The organism is Filifactor villosus, assembly GCF_042652965.1.
Lineage (GTDB): Bacteria > Bacillota > Clostridia > Peptostreptococcales > Filifactoraceae > Filifactor > Filifactor villosus.
On record NZ_JBHSHL010000014.1, the window covers coordinates 114168 to 129112 of the forward strand.

General features: G+C 40.8%; 12 protein-coding genes and 1 other RNA gene. 8 read left to right on the plus strand and 5 right to left on the minus strand.

The genetic code is table 11. From position 1 onward, the window contains the following. Positions 1–55 precede the first annotated feature (55 nt). The 3 genes from rnpB to ACFO4R_RS04335 all read left to right on the plus strand — a co-directional run bounded on the left by rnpB (position 56) and on the right by ACFO4R_RS04335 (position 2854). An RNA gene (gene rnpB, locus ACFO4R_RS04325) (RNase P RNA component class A) lies at positions 56–413 on the plus strand. A gap of 109 nt (positions 414–522) precedes the next feature. Then, positions 523–2139 carry a DEAD/DEAH box helicase gene (locus ACFO4R_RS04330; protein WP_379787809.1) on the plus strand — a complete coding sequence of 539 codons (1617 nt, stop codon included), beginning with the start codon at positions 523–525 and terminating at the stop codon, positions 2137–2139. Between the two features lie 49 nt (positions 2140–2188). Beyond that, positions 2189–2854 carry a uracil-DNA glycosylase gene (locus ACFO4R_RS04335; RefSeq protein WP_379787810.1) on the plus strand — a complete coding sequence of 222 codons (666 nt, stop codon included), beginning with the start codon at positions 2189–2191 and terminating at the stop codon, positions 2852–2854. A 567-nt stretch (positions 2855–3421) separates the two neighbouring features. Here the strand turns inward: ACFO4R_RS04335 and ACFO4R_RS04340 are convergent. Next, positions 3422–4717, minus strand: coding sequence for a bifunctional folylpolyglutamate synthase/dihydrofolate synthase (locus ACFO4R_RS04340; protein WP_379787811.1), 1296 nt, complete (start codon positions 4715–4717; stop codon positions 3422–3424). 616 nt (positions 4718–5333) lie between these two features. Beyond that, positions 5334–6527: a pyridoxal phosphate-dependent aminotransferase gene (locus ACFO4R_RS04345; protein WP_379787961.1), complete on the minus strand. Its 1194-nt coding sequence runs from the start codon at positions 6525–6527 to the stop codon at positions 5334–5336. Between the two features lie 554 nt (positions 6528–7081). Between ACFO4R_RS04345 and ACFO4R_RS04350 the strand changes: the two genes are divergently transcribed. Next, the gene (locus ACFO4R_RS04350; protein ID WP_379787812.1) at positions 7082–7477 is read left to right on the plus strand and encodes an adenine nucleotide alpha hydrolase family protein; all 396 of its coding nucleotides are present in this window, start codon (positions 7082–7084) and stop codon (positions 7475–7477) included. Positions 7478–8013: 536 nt separating this feature from the next. On the opposite strand, the gene ACFO4R_RS04355 is transcribed toward ACFO4R_RS04350, so the two are convergent. The 3 genes from ACFO4R_RS04355 to ACFO4R_RS04365 form a co-directional block, all read right to left on the minus strand. Then, complete coding sequence (locus tag ACFO4R_RS04355; protein WP_379787813.1) at positions 8014–8433, minus strand: Fur family transcriptional regulator; 420 nt, start codon at positions 8431–8433, stop codon at positions 8014–8016. Between the two features lie 349 nt (positions 8434–8782). Continuing rightward, entirely contained in the window at positions 8783–9544 is a 762-nt protein-coding gene (locus ACFO4R_RS04360; RefSeq protein WP_379787814.1) for an EFR1 family ferrodoxin, read from the minus strand. A gap of 18 nt (positions 9545–9562) precedes the next feature. Next, a complete protein-coding gene (locus tag ACFO4R_RS04365) occupies positions 9563–10162 on the minus strand; it encodes a TetR/AcrR family transcriptional regulator (RefSeq protein WP_379787815.1) in 600 nt (199 codons plus the stop codon). A 336-nt stretch (positions 10163–10498) separates the two neighbouring features. On the opposite strand from ACFO4R_RS04365, the gene ACFO4R_RS04370 reads away from it, so the two are divergent. The 4 genes from ACFO4R_RS04370 to ACFO4R_RS04385 all read left to right on the plus strand — a co-directional run bounded on the left by ACFO4R_RS04370 (position 10499) and on the right by ACFO4R_RS04385 (position 14915). Next, a complete protein-coding gene (locus ACFO4R_RS04370; RefSeq protein ID WP_379787816.1) occupies positions 10499–11563 on the plus strand; it encodes a metal ABC transporter substrate-binding protein in 1065 nt (354 codons plus the stop codon). Between the two features lie 483 nt (positions 11564–12046). Next, a complete protein-coding gene (locus tag ACFO4R_RS04375; protein WP_379787817.1) occupies positions 12047–12727 on the plus strand; it encodes a metal ABC transporter ATP-binding protein in 681 nt (226 codons plus the stop codon). A gap of 5 nt (positions 12728–12732) precedes the next feature. Then, the gene (locus ACFO4R_RS04380; RefSeq protein WP_379787818.1) at positions 12733–13548 is read left to right on the plus strand and encodes a metal ABC transporter permease; all 816 of its coding nucleotides are present in this window, start codon (positions 12733–12735) and stop codon (positions 13546–13548) included. Positions 13549–13913: 365 nt separating this feature from the next. Next, complete coding sequence (locus tag ACFO4R_RS04385; protein ID WP_379787819.1) at positions 13914–14915, plus strand: LacI family DNA-binding transcriptional regulator; 1002 nt, start codon at positions 13914–13916, stop codon at positions 14913–14915. Positions 14916–14945 lie beyond the last annotated feature (30 nt).

Below are 14945 nucleotides of genomic sequence, written 5' to 3' on the forward strand. Positions count from 1 at the left end.
AAATAAATCCGCGTATTCGATTGCTTAATCGTTCGATCTGTGCTATTCTAGTAAGCAGGTAAACCAGACAGTCGCGTGCAGGGCTGAAGTGTTTTTGACCCCGCATGAGGAAAGTCCGAGCTCCACAGGGCACGAATGCCAGATAACGTCTGGTGGAGGCAACTCCAAGGATAGTGCAACAGAGAGATACCGCCAATGAAGATTGGTAAGGGTGGAAAGGCGAGGTAAGAGCTCACCGGCGATATGGCAACATATCGACCATGTAAACCCCATTCGGAGCAAGACCAAGTAGAGACTTTTGTGAAGGTTGCCCGTCTTCGTCTCGCAGGTAGGTCGCTAGAGTTTATCGGTGACGATAAATCCAGATAGATGACTGTCCACGACAGAACTCGGCTTATCGGTTTACCTCCATTTTTTATTGGAAATGGAGTTCGTGCAATCTTAAATGTTTATGGATATAGATCTTCTAATTGCTTTGACATTTAGAAGATTTTTTTATCATAGAAAGAGGAAAGGAAGTATATGAAAAAATTTAATGAAATGAATCTTTCCGAGGAGATCATCACAGCCTTGGAAACCTTGGGATTTGAAAATTCGACCCTTATTCAGGAATTGGCGATCCCGATTGCTCTGGAAGGCAGGGATATTATAGGTCAGTCTCAAACAGGGACGGGAAAAACCTTTGCCTTCGGCATCCCTATCCTGGAACACATCCTGCAAAACAACACCAAAAAAGTGCAGGCCCTGGTTATTTGTCCTACGAGGGAGTTGGCAGTTCAGGTGTCCGGTGAGATCGACAAACTCTGTAAGTTCACAAAGATCAAGTCTCTGCCAGTCTATGGAGGAGAATATATCGAAAAACAGATCAAATCCCTGAAAAAGAATGTGAATATTGTAATAGGTACTCCCGGAAGGATGATGGACCATATCAAACGAAAAACCTTGAAATTGGATTCGGTCCAATTTGTGGTTCTGGATGAAGCGGATGAGATGCTTGATATGGGGTTTGTAGAGGATATAGAAGCGATTCTGAACGAGGTTCCCGAGGAGAGACAGACCATGCTCTTTTCGGCAACGATGCCCGCAGAGATCATAGAACTTTCTCAAAAATACCTGAACGATCCTGAAAAGATCAAGGTGAAAAACAAGACGATGACCGTGGATCAGATAGAGCAGATCTACATCAAGGTTAAGAACTCGGATAAGGCAGAGGTTCTCAGCAGGATCGTGGAGCTTGAAGAGTCCGGAAAATCGATTGTTTTTTGCAACACGAAGAAGATGGTCGACGAACTCGTTGTCGATATGCAAAACCGGGGATATTCGGTGGAGGGTCTTCACGGAGATCTGAAGCAGCAGAAGCGTGATATGGTGATTGAAAGGTTTCGAACCGGAGGGATCAGTATGCTTATTGCAACCGATGTCGCTGCTCGAGGCTTAGATATTCGAGATGTCGATCTTGTTGTGAATTATGACCTTCCCATTGAAGAGGAACAGTATGTCCATAGGATAGGACGTACAGGTCGCGCCGGTGCAAGCGGAAAATCTTACAGTTTTGCGTATGGTCGAGATGTTGAAAGGCTTCGAAGGATTGAGAACTATGCGAAGTGTAAGATAAAGGAGGAGACCATTCCTCGCTACGAACGTGTCAAAGAAAAGGTTGTAAAACAGTATATTTCCGGAATCAACTCTGAGCAATCCGATTCCGACCTCGGATACTATCTCAATCTTATTGAAGATATGAAGGAGAGCGGAGTAAACCTTGAGCTCTTCCTGGCCAATGTTCTGAAGAAGAATTTAAACTTCCAAAAACAGGAGAGGATCGATTATCGTTCTTATGAAAGAGAAAAGCACCGAACAAACTCGAGAGAGCGCAATGAAAAAAAATCCAAGAGGCACTCCAAGGAAAAAGGGATGGTTCGTTTTCAACTCAACATCGGGAGGATGGATAGAGTCTTGCCTGCGGATATCGTTGCTACGATCGCCGGACGTTGCAATATCTCGGGTCGCCAAATCGGCGCCATCGATATTATGAGGGATATCACCTACTTTGATGTAAAGGAAGAGGCGGCAAAAAACATTCAAAAAAAATGCAACCATATTTTGATAAAAGGAAAACGGGTATCTGCAAAACGAATGTAGGGATGTTGTCGTTTTATCCTGTTTTCAGATTTGTTTAAGGAGGGGCGAAATGGTAAGCTTTGAAAATACATGGGATGAGCTTTTGGAAGAGGAGTTTCAAAAGCCCTATTATTTGAAATTGAGAGAATTTCTGAAGAGTGAATATCGCACAAGGACGATCTATCCTGATATGTACCATATCTTTGAAGCATTAAAAATAGTGGATTACCATGATGTCAAGGTGGTTATTTTGGGACAGGACCCTTATCACGGAGAGGGACAGGCACACGGAATGGCCTTCTCTGTGCAAAAAGGGGTTCGGATCCCTCCCTCCTTGGTCAATATCTATAAGGAGATCTCATCAGAGCTTGGGACTTCTTTTCCCGATCATGGCTATCTTATGAAGTGGGCAAGACAGGGAGTTCTTTTGCTCAACACGGTCCTTACCGTTCGGGAAGGACAGGCAAATTCCCATAAAGGCCAAGGTTGGGAGATGTTTACCGACAGGGTCATCCAACTGGTCGATGAGAGAAAGGAGCCGGCAGCTTTTCTCCTGTGGGGTTCCAATGCCATAGCGAAAAAATCAATGATCGATGAGAATAAGCACCTTGTCCTCACTTCGGCACACCCGAGCCCTCTCTCTGCACATCGCGGTTTCCGGGGAAACGGTCACTTCAAAAAAACCAACGAGTTTTTGCAAAAAGTATATGGATTTGGGATTGACTGGCAGATCTAAGACTGATCAGAGAGTTTGAATAGCCGTTATTCCTGTACGCTGATAATGGAAGAGATTTGTATCTCCATGGAAAGCCGAGTTGTGACACATAGCGTTAGAACTTTTTGACGCTCAAACAACTGCTTTATATCGATGTTTCACTCGTTTGGAACGGCTTAGCAAACTTTGTAACTCACTGCACTTGCCCTTTGAGCCTATACGATGCTTGCTTGTCAGACTCTTTTTTTAGCTAATCGCAAGTCACACCTGCTCTCCGTAGCAGAATTATCGTTCTTCATTTTCACTTTCATACCCGAGTCCTGTGTTAATACTATTCTCCGTTTGAAATTCCGGGTATGGAACATATATCAATTATCGAAAAACAATTTGGAGGATGATATGCTTCAAAGCGTTTAACCTCTCAGTTTTAATAGATAACAGTATAAAAAACGCTCATACAGATAATCGGGCAATGCAACGAAATCGTTATGGTTCGGGTTTCAAAGTGTGTCGGTATCAGTATGAAGGCGATAAAGAGGGTCGCTATATAAGATTGTCTATTCTATATACAGCGACCCTCTTTTGCTCTTATTTTGTGCCAAAGGTCTTATCAATTCTTTCCATCAACAAGGGGCGAGCGACATTTGCAAGATAGAGAGAACCGCAAACCACAATGACACTCTTCTTATTGCAGGTTCTGACCACTTCGCCCAATGCTTCTGAAAGGTCTTCAAAGGCTGAAACATTGTTGAAGTAAGTTTGGGCGACCTTTTTCAATTCTTGAGGAGGAAGAGCTCTGGGGTTTTGTACAGGCACGGCGATAAAACACTTCCCATAAGAGGAGAGGATCTGTAAGATTTGTTCGTAGTTCTTATCTGCCAAAACTCCCATGACGATGGTCATATCTTTGTCCGAAAGAGTGCTTAAGATCTCGGATAGAGCTTTGATCCCCTCGGGGTTATGAGATCCGTCAAGTAGGACCAGAGGTTCTTGAGACAGCTTTTCCACCCTTGCTGGCAGGAAGGTTTCCTTGATTGAGCGTTTGATCCGGTCTTGGGGGATATCAAAGCCGTATGTTTTCAGCTCTTCGCATACGGATATCGCCGTTATGGCATTATAAACTTGATACAAGCCGGTCAGGCGTTTTTCGTACTGTTCTCCACGATAGTTGAATGTGCAGGCATCCAAACCTTCTTCCAAGACCTCCAAAGTATCCAAAGAGGGTTTTACAAGCTTGCTCCCCACTTTTTGGCATTGTTGAGTGATCACTTTTTCCGCTTGAGGATCCATGTTAGGGTAGATGACGGTAACGGAACCCTTTATGATTCCAGCCTTCTCATATGCGATCTTTTCTATGGTATCGCCCAAGATACTAGTGTGATCCATACTGATGGAGGTGAGGACCTGCACCATAGGGGTATCTATGACATTTGTAGAATCCAGCCTTCCGCCTAATCCGACTTCCATTACTACGGCATTACAGGAATTTTGTTTATAGAACTCGAGTGCGATCGCGGTCAGTACCTCAAATTGTGTAGGCGGATCATTGTGAAGAGCAGTTTGTGAAGCTATCGACGAAACTTTTTCAAACAGAGATGAAAACTCCTCTTCAGAGATCATCCTTCCGTTACATTGGATGCTCTCTCTGAAGTCCAATACATAAGGGCTTATAAACATACCTGTCTTATAACCCGAGTAGATCAAAGCGTTTGCGATCATACTTGAGGTTGAACCCTTGCCGTTTGTCCCGGCAACATGGATGAATCTTAAGTCTTTTTGAGGATCTCCCAGTTGCTTCAACAAGTGTTTGATACGTTCAAGTCCGAGTTGGATCCCAAGTTTTGAAAGTTGGTCGTATCTCTGCAGTGCTTCCTGATAGTTCATAGTATCTTCCCTTCCTCTTTATAGAATCAATAGTATTACTATACCAAGTTTGCCTTGATTATGCAATGATCTTGAACAACAATGAATTATACTATTCTCCACTAGAAGTATGGATATATCTCTTTTTTAGATATAAAAAATTGTTCTATTTTCTATTGTTCACAGAATGTTTATATCTATAACTTAAAAGAATAATAGTATTATTTCGAGTTCTGATATCGCTAAATGACCCGATTCGATTCAAATTCTAAATACCTCTGGAATTTATATAGTTCACACTTCCGTAAATTCAATTATTTCTTGGATCATGGAAACGTTACACAAGGGTAAAACGCTCTTTCTTTATTCGTGAAATATAGACAGCCGGTCAAATGAATACTTTTGAGGATGTGTTTGTCCGAAAAAACTGATTTTATGCTGCTATCCGTTCAAACTGTGGATATCAATCTCTTTTATTCTATCAAAGGGGGAAACGAGTTTTTGTATTTGCAGGCATGGCTATGATCACACTTCTATCGGAAAATAGTATCAGGAGAAATTATTCTATAAACTTCCTTGAAAAAAAGTACCACAGGAGAGGGTTTCCTGTGGCACTGGAATAAACAACGATATTCACTTATTTTCTTCCGGGATAAGCCTTGAGAGCTTCTTCCAAAACCTTCATAGCTTTTTCCAACTCTTCACACTTCAAAACGTAGGCGATACGAGCCTCGTCTTTTCCGATCCCCTTTGTGGAATAGAAGCCTTCCAGAGGTGCCATCATCAATGTTTCTCCGTTGTAGTCGAAGTGTTCCAAACACCAGATGATGAATTTTTCCGCATCGTCAACGGGGAATTTTACAGCAACATAGAAAGCTCCCTTGGGTTCTTTACAGATGACACCATCCATTTTTTGAAGTGCCTGATACACGATATCTCTACGTTTTTTGTATTCGTCGTTTACTTCTTTAAAATAAGAAACCGGGGTCTTGTAAAGTTCGATCGCTCCAAGTTGTTCGATGGTCGGTACACAGAGTCTTCCTTGGCAAAGTTTGAGCACATGAGCGATCAGTTCCTTGTTCTTGGATGCAATGGAGCCGATTCTTGCGCCACAAGCACTGTAACGCTTGGATACACTATCGACGATGATAACATTTTGTTCCGCTTCCTTAAATTGGCCCAGGGACTTGTACTTCAAGCCGTCATAGACAAATTCACGATAGACTTCATCGGCAATGATGTAGAGCTCGTTTTCTACGCATACATCGACAAGCATTTTAAGTTCTTCCGGAGAATAAACGACTCCTGTCGGGTTGCCCGGGTTCGAAAGAATAACGGCCTTGGTATTCGGTTTGATTTTTTTAAGTAATTCCTCTTTCGGAGGCAGGTGGAAACCTTCTTCCGCCTTTGTCGTTATTCCGTCCACGGAAACGTTGACAGCGGATGAAAATCCGTTGTAATTTGTATAGAAGGGTTCCGGGACAAGAACTTCATCTCCGGGGTCACAGGTTGCAATAATAGAGAACAGCAGAGCTTCACTGCCTCCGTTTGTGATCAATATTTCATCCTGTTCAAAATTCATATCGTAGGTCTTGTAATATTCCCGAATGGCTTTGATGAGGTCGGCGTTTCCTTGGGAAACATCATAGGCTAATACTTCCTTGTCAAAACTGGTCAATGCGGAAAAAAACTCCTTGGGAGTCTTAATATCGGGTTGACCGATGTTGAGAGGGTAGACTTTTTTTCCGGCTGCACGGGCCTTGTCCGCATAGGGAACCAATCTTCTGATAGGTGAAGACTGCATATTCGTGATACGATTTGAGAATTTCATCATAATCTCCTCCGTTCTAAAGAATATAATATGGTTACAAGGATGGATATATTCCTTACATCTATGATATCACATTCATATAAAAAAAACTATTTTTTCATAAAATTACGTACTTAAGGAGATACCGCATAATTCAAAAAAACGGTACGAGACCAATGTTATATGAAGTATGAAAGTGTTGAAAATTTTGATATAACAAACTTTCATATTTTATGAAATCGAAGGGAACTCAGAATTTTGCCTTTGTACGGTGTTTCTTAAGTTTTGATGAAGGGGGAGATATTCGTTTGAAAACATAGGGAAGATAGGAGGTTGAACAAAGAAAATATGTTCTTTCGAATCCTCTTTTGCTTTATATGTTTTATCGGAGCGACATAGGATATATATAGTAGAGGAAGACAGAGAGATCAACGAAAGCATTGCACAATAAAAAACCTCTTCTATAGAAGAGATTTCGGACTTTAAACCTCTTGACTCCATCGATGAGATCGGGAGCGTTAAGAAGTGTATTGCTTCCCGGCATCTTTATTTTGACAGATATAAGGAGATAGACCATGGCTAACATTATGATTTGTGTTACCGGACAGATGGAATGTGCAAGATTGATTCGTTACGCTCTAACTTTACAAAAAGAGAAGCGCGATGAACTCTATTTAGTCCATGTTTCAGCGGAAGAAAACAAGAGTTTTACTGATTCCATAGAGGCCTTGCAGTATCTTTATGCACAGGCGAGCGAAAACGGTGCGGGCCTAAATGTATTGAAGTCTAAAAATGTGCTTGACACGCTTCAGGAGTTTGTTATCAAACATAAAATAGATGTTGTAGTTATGGGAGAATCCAATGCGACCAAGAGAGAAAACAGTATGATAGAGCGTCTTCAGGATAGTTTGAAAAAGAAGAGGTCGACGGCAGAGATCCATAAGGTAGCACGCAAGGAGAAACTCCGGTAAATAAAATATCCTTAGGATCAAGATCAGGGAACTTTAACGTGAGATTCAGGCTTTTCTTAGAAGCTGAAAGGAAAGCTGTGCTTATACTGTGTTTTGTCGTGTGAGGAAGATGTCGTAGTTGAAATGTAACAACTACAGGGTGACACCGCATAACGGCAACAAATCTTTTCGCTGTCTTACAAAGTGTAGAGCCCTGTCAAACGAATATTTTGAAAAAATATATGTACCTACAAAAAAATACAGTGTACTTCGATTCTTAGAATTGTTCGGTGTTGCTGTAGGTTCATACTTCTACAGTTAAAGTAAACTTACGATGATACCGTTATCCATCTGAACAGTTTATATCAACAACTGTTATGTTAAGGGTTTGGAATATTTTTTGTGAGTTATAAAACATATATATTCACTTCTTGATCGAAGGATAGTATAAGTACCTGTTTTCGTCAGTTTTGTTCCACCTTTGCAAGACAAAGAAACACTGCCTAAGAATATCTGTTCTTGTGCAGTGTTTCTTTTGAGATGTAAGAGATTCTGCCTTACGGATGCTTCTTCTGACATTCGGGACAGATCCCTATAAATTCAAGGCTGTGGCTTAAAATCTTGTAGTTCGTCAGTCTGCTCAATTCATCTTCGATCTTATGCATAGGGCAGTTGGGGACATGAAGGGTCTTGTGACATTCCTTACATATCAGATTGTGACTGTGGGAGTGAGAGTTTATTTGGTAGTAGCTTTTTCCGTCCGAACTGGTATTTCGAAGTGCAAGTCCATGTTCACAAAAAAGATTTAATATACGGTATACGGTCGATAGACTGCAACGTGAGGTTCTTTTGATCCAAAAGAAGATTTCCTCAGGGGTAGCGGGAGAGGAAGCATGATCCAAAAACGATAGGACCATTTGTCGGCTCCTAGTACCTTTGAGGTTTAAGTTTGATAAACGAGGATCTGTGTTTTTCATGGGCGAATCCTTTCTACTGTGCCGATTCCCTTTACAGTTTTTTTATTGAACAATATGAGTTGCTTATCTCTATTGTATTCCGTTTTCTTTCAAATTTCAAGCTGTATAAGCGAATAAAGGTAAGCAAACACAAATTTTATTCTGTACTGTATTTATATCAAATTTGACTGTGAAATGAAAAACAAAAAACGATAACTCTGCTTCCGAGTCAAACTAAGCCTTGTAATCAGTCAAAAAAGAGGTGACATAGATCTGCAGGATAAACACAGTTGGTTACGAAGTTTTTATGAGCTGATCCATTGGAAAAAAAACATACCGACACAATAGAGTTTCAGAACGAGTGTAGAGCTTAAATCAGGTCGTGTATACGGTATTGTGAGACGACTCGCCTTCCTAAAATTGTGATTGCTTTCCGAGGACATTGATTGGCACATCGATAGCATAGGGTGCAATGTGTACTCGCTTTAGCCTTACCCTTCGATAGATACAAATTTTTCATCGGACAGGCATAAATACAGGATCCGCATCCTGTGCAGGCGGAGGTATCGATGGATACACGGTCATAGTAGTCCAGAGTTTTTGTCCAAGACCAAAGTCTTTGACCCAAGAGACCGGCAATGTAGTACAAGATATTCAAGCCCTCTTTCGGAGGTGTTTGTTTTTTAAAATCCGTTGCCGCCGACCGGATCTTCCTCCTTGCCTCGTAGATGATCTTCCGATTTTGTTCATAAGAGCGCTTGAGGAGGTTTATGTCACATATACAATCCGGCATTTTCAGGTGAAGTCCTCCTGTAATATGAGCACCGTGCTTTCTCAAAAGTCTTGCGCCAACTCCGGCCCCGTCTCCACTGAACAAACCCATTGTAGCGATAATGAAGATATGTTTGTCTTTCCATAAAAAAGGATGTTGCTTTATAAAGTCACTGACGATCTTGGGTAGATTACTGTAGTAGATGGGGTAGGCAAAGATGATATCTCGGTGTAAACGGATCTTCTCTACATCAACCGAGGTATCCAAAGGGAAAAGCTCAATCTTATCATCATATGCATGAGCAAATTCTTCTATGCAGTATTTCGTGTTTCCCGTTCCGCTAAAATAGATACCGATCATATTCTTCACCTCATTTCGTTATAAAAAAGAAAGTCGAAACACTTTCATAAAATCCACGATTTTTTTCTCCCAGTTTTCATCGTATTGAACATGCTTCATTGTAGCCAAGGAAGTAAGACCGTGGATGAAAGACCACAGAGTTATCAGAACGTCGTTTCGTCTTTGTTTCGGACAATTTACTTCCTCAAGAAACAAAAGAACTGCATTTTTGTAGAAGACATAAGGTTTGTAGTTCTCCTCATCTTTTGCTAAAAGACTGAGATCGATTTTTATGTCGGATCGAGAATAGAGAAAATCAAAATAAGCGGGATGTTCAATGAAAAAGGAAGAGTAGGCAATCCCTGCTTTTTCTAAAATGTCATAGGATTCTTTGCATCCCTCAACCGATCTTTGTAGAGAGTCGTAGAACTGCTCTGTAATGTGAAGTTGCATAGAGTGTAACAGTTCTTCTTTATTTTTGAAATGATTGTAGGGAGCAGCATGACTTACGTTACAGGCAAAAGCCAGTTTGCGTAACGAAAAAGATCGAACGCCGTACTCGCTTACCAGTTCAATTCCCTTTTCGATAAGTGAGGTTCTTAAGTTTCCATGATGATATTGCTTGTGGGATTCGTTCATAACTTTCCTCCCGAACAAAAATATTTACACTGTCTATATTATACCCTAAAATATTTACGCTGTAAAGATTGAAAGTGAGTTGACGATCAAAATTTCTTTGATGATACGGATTGGATGGATCGCAATTTCATAACTATTGTCGATTTAAATTACGGATCTCAGAGATTTGTACTCCGTAATGATGTGGATTTGTGTAGTTGCAAAGAGGATATAAAAACGTTTCTATAATCGATAAGAGATGAATTTTGAAAAATGTTTTATTGACAAGCAAAAACAAGGCTACTATAATAATAATGGAAATCATTTCTATTTAATTTAGAAGATAGGAGAACGTATATGAAAACATCATTTAAAAAATCTGTGTCTATTGTTATGTTGCTGTTGGTCTCTCTGTGGATGACCGGATGTGATAAGCCTGTTAAAGAAGAGGCTGCGACTTCAAGCGTTCCTGAAAACAAGCTGAAGGTCTACACCAGCTTCTATCCCATGTATGATTTTGCAAAGAAGGTCGGGGGAGACAAGATCGAGGTTACCAACTTGGTTCCCGCGGGGATGGAACCTCATGATTGGGAACCTACTACAAAGGACATTGAGAATCTCGAACATGCCGATATGTTGATATATAACGGTGCAGGTATGGAACATTGGGTGGAAGATGTCGTAGGTGCTCTTTCCAACAAAGACTTAGTTCTGGTAGAAGCTTCAAAGGGGATTGAGCTGATGGAAGGGCATCACCACGATCACGATGACCATAATCATGAGGGGGAAGCGGACCACGATCACGATGACCATAATCATGAGGGAGAAGCGGACCACGATCACGATGACCATAATCATGAGGGGGAAGCTGCTCACAATCACGATGACCATAACCACGGGCACTATGATCCTCATGTCTGGACGAGTATTAAAAATGCTAAAAAAGAGATGGAGACAATCAAGGAAGCTCTTGTGGCAAGAGATCCTGAAAATGCGACCTTTTATGAAGAAAACTACCGGATGTATGCCAAGCAGTTTGATGAGTTGGATAAAACATTCGAAGAGAAGATCTCTGCTCTCCCCAACAAAAACATCGTCGTTTCTCATGAAGCCTTCGGATACTTGTGTAAGGACTACGGCTTAAATCAGATGGGGATCGAAGGCCTTTCTCCGGAATCCGAGCCGAATCCTACGAGAATGGCAGCTGTTGTGGACTTTGTAAAAGAACATAATATAAAGACTATTTTCTTTGAAGAACTTGTAAGCCCTAAGGTTGCTGAAACAATCGCAAAAGAAACCGGAGCAGTAACAGATATGCTCAATCCGATTGAAGGACTGAGCCAAGAACAACTCGATGAAGGAATGGATTATTTAAAAATCCAAGAAAAGAACTTGATCGCTATTGAAAAAGCTCTAAAATAGGATACAATAGAGGTGGAACTTTTAATAAGAAAGGAACGGTAGGTCCAAAAAGTGAAGGTCCTTGTTTTGATAAGGTCGATCCTGCTGAAACACCATTATCTGACGGATAGAGTAGAAATATCTGCTTTAGTTAGAATGTGTCTGAAAACTCCTTGAAGTATGTGAAGCAAAATTTTGTAAAACGATTAAGCGCAATTCTTTCATATATTTTTTTGTGTCGAATCCGACTGTGGATATAAAAAAGACAACTCTGCTCCTGAGAGCAATGAAGGTTTGCGAACGTCGCAAAAAGTGGACGAAATTTGTTTTTCCCCGATAAACATATTTCCGAAGGTGTTCGATTGGGAGGAACTGTTAATTTTGCAAAACGACATGCGAGGGCTTTCTTAGAAAAAACATTGTATCATTTATGAAGTTCAAATCGTTGCTATAAACAGTTTGAACATGAAACGGCATAATACGGAAAAGTAGGGATGTGGCGATTTGAGTCAGGAACAAATTTTTATAGAGAACTTAACCTTCGGATATGATAAGGAACCTATCTTAAAAGACTTCAGCTTAAAAGTTTGCAAGGGAGATTTTGTCGGAATCATCGGTGCAAACGGTGTGGGTAAGAGTACAATGATAAAACTTATCTTGGGTCAACTCTCCGCTTGGCAGGGCATTTTGAAAATAAACGGAATGTCTCCCTTGCAAAATATCAAGCAAGGCGGTATAGGTTATGTTCCTCAAATCGCTTCATCTCAAGGTCAGAACTTTCCTGCTACTGCTATGGAAGTTGTTTTGATGGGTCTGTATAAAGAAATCGGTTTTATGAGGTTTGTGAAAAAAGAACATAAGCAGAAGGCTTTGGATGCATTGACTGTTGTCAATATGCAGGATTATAAGGATCGTTTGATTTACAAACTCTCCGGAGGGCAAAAACAGCGTGTTATGATTGCAAAGGCTCTGGTCTCGAATCCGGAGATGTTATTGTTGGATGAACCTACCACGGGTGTAGATTCAAAATCGACGGAACAATTAATGAGGCTTTTGGAACATCTTAACAGAGTTCACGGTATCACAATTATTTTGATCAGTCATGATGTTCCCGCTTTAAAGGAAAAAGTAAAGACGTTATTTGAACTGAAAAACGGTCAAGCAATACAACTTATGGAAAGGTGATGTTTATGCTTCAATACGCTTTTATGCAAAGAGCGTTTTTGGTAGGGATCTTACTCTCGCTTGCAATGCCCTGTATAGGGATCATTGTCATCCTTCGTCGCTTGTCCATGATAGGAGACGCTCTCTCCCATACCTCATTGGCAGGAGTGACAGCAGGTCTTCTTATGGGGATCAACCCTATTGTAGGAGCTATCTGTGTTACGGTCCTCTCTGCCTTGGGGATCGAATTTGTGAGACGAAACATACCCAAGTATGCGGAGCTTTCCATCGCAATCATCATGTCCACAGGAATCGGTCTGGCAGCCGTACTGTCGGGATTTATAAAAACCTCTGCAAATTTTCACAGTTTCTTATTTGGAAGTATTGTTGCCATCAGTGACTTTGAACTTTACTTTATCATCGGAATCACGGTTTTTGTATGTATCGTATTCATATTCCTATACAAAGAACTGCAATATATTGCCTTTGATGAAGAGGGGGCCTTGTTGTCCGGAGTTCCCGTATCGACTATTACTGCTTTGTTTACCATTTTGACAGGATTGACGGTGGCAATTGCTGCAAGAACTGTGGGAGCCCTAATCGTTTCTTCCATGATTGTAATTCCCGGAGCTTGTGCAATGCAGTTTTCAAAGAGCTTTAAACATACCGTTATTCTCTCCGTGCTTTTCGCCTTATTTTTTAATATTGCGGGATTGACTCTTGCCTACAAGTTCAATACTCGTCCGGGTGGAACCATTGTTTTGCTTGGAGTGGCGACTTTGTTGAGTATATTTTTTCTCTTAAAAGCAAGCTTACGTGCTAAACCCAAAGTTCAAAAGTGACAGAGTCTCCTTTTTGAAGCAGACGGTTGCTTTAATATTATTTACCTGTTCAAACCGTTCCGTTGTGCATCCTCATCCGTTGATGCGGAATTTTGTTGCCTATATATCGATTTGACAGGCATTTCAGTTTCAATGAAATGAAGAGAAGTTCATCTTTACAGTGCGATATACGCCTCCGGAAATAAACGATGGAAAAAGAAGAATTTTTTGCATTATAACTTGAAACGATCAGCTTTTGTGCAGAGAAAATTTTATTTTTTTCTTGAGAAATATATTTTTTTGTGTTATGGTTAAGGTAAACGTTTTCGCGAAGCGTTTGCCTTGTTTTTTGTTATTATACATAAGAAGTGAGAGTGAAGATAAAGATGAGAACAACAATTAAAGATATTGCAGAACTTGCAAATGTTTCCATTGCGACAGTCTCCAAGGTGATTAACGGAAAAGACAGCTCCATAAGCAAAAAGACAAGGGAGAAGATCAAAAGAATCATAGAAGAAGAGAACTATATTCCAAATTCCGTCGCAAGGACCCTCGTTACCAAACAGAGCTATAGTTTGGGGATGATCGTTCCCGACATCTGTAACCCCTTTTTTTCTCAATTGATTCGTGGGGTAGAAGAAGATGCGAACAAGAAGGGGTATGATCTCATCATTACGAATACGGATGATGACGATGAAAAATTGTTGGTGCAGTTGGAACTGATGAAGAAAAAAATGGTGGATGGTCTTATTTTGATTTCTTCTCAAAACAGTTCTATCGGAGAGATTCTTGATGATATAAACATACCCACCGTGCTTGTCGACAGGGTGGTGGAACACAGATCTTTGGTTGGAAGAGTGGAGATTGACAACAAGAAGGGAGGATCCCTTGCTACATCCCATCTGATTGAAAAAGGATGTAAAAAAATTGTTTTTTTGGCGGGAGATATTCAGACATTTTCTTCTTATCAGAGATACTTGGGTTATAAATCCGCCTTGGAAGATCACGGTCTTAAGTTTGATGAAACCTTGGTTGAATTCGGCTCTTTTCATTCCGAGTTCGGTTACAATGCAGTGCTTTCCCTTTTAGACAAGAAATGTTCTTTTGACGGGATCTATGCCTCTAATGATATGATCGCTGTCGGAGCCATGCAGGCTTTAAAGAGCTGCGGATATAGGATCCCGGAGGATATAAAGGTGATCGGCTTTGACGATATTTATCTAAGTGCTTTGGTAACACCCACGTTGACAACAATCCATCAGCCGGTCTTTGAAATGGGAAGTACGGCATCACGGATCTTGATAGACTATCTTTCAAACAAGACCAAGAGTGAAACCCCGGTCGTTTGCTTTGATACGAGGTTGATAGAGCGAGAGAGTACGAGATAGATTAAAAATCTGTTACATCTCGAATATGAG